The 302-nt window shown below is 75.8% G+C and carries 1 pseudogene; it reads right to left on the bottom strand.

The features are described 5' to 3' along the window. Positions 1 to 181: 181 nt before the first annotated feature. A pseudogene (locus JHD80_RS29455) lies at positions 182 to 302 on the bottom strand (cobaltochelatase subunit CobN); the annotation flags it as partial.

The raw sequence follows: 302 nt of genomic DNA, 5'->3' as shown, positions 1-302 counted from the left end.
CCCCCCCCCCCCCCCCCCCCCCCCCCCCCCCCCCCCCCCCCCCCCCCCCCCCCCCCCCCCCCCCCCCCCCCCCCCCCCCCCCCCCCCCCCCCCCCCCCCCCCCTTTTCAAGCACAAGACGGCATACGAGATCGCGCCTAGAGTCTCGTGGGCTCGGAGATGTGTATAAGAGACAGGGTCTCGTCCGCTTTGAAAGCCACGGGAATGGCGCCGATTCGCCCATCGAATTCCGGCAGGGCGACTTGCATGGCGAGATCGGCGGCGGAGAGGCCGCGCGGCGAGGCTTCCCAGGCCTCGCGCGGG

This window comes from Allobosea sp. ASV33, from assembly GCF_016428755.1.
In the GTDB taxonomy this organism is placed as follows: Bacteria; Pseudomonadota; Alphaproteobacteria; order Rhizobiales; family Beijerinckiaceae; genus Allobosea.
Note: the sequence above shows the minus strand (reverse complement) of the source record. Positions and strands in the feature narration are given on the sequence as shown.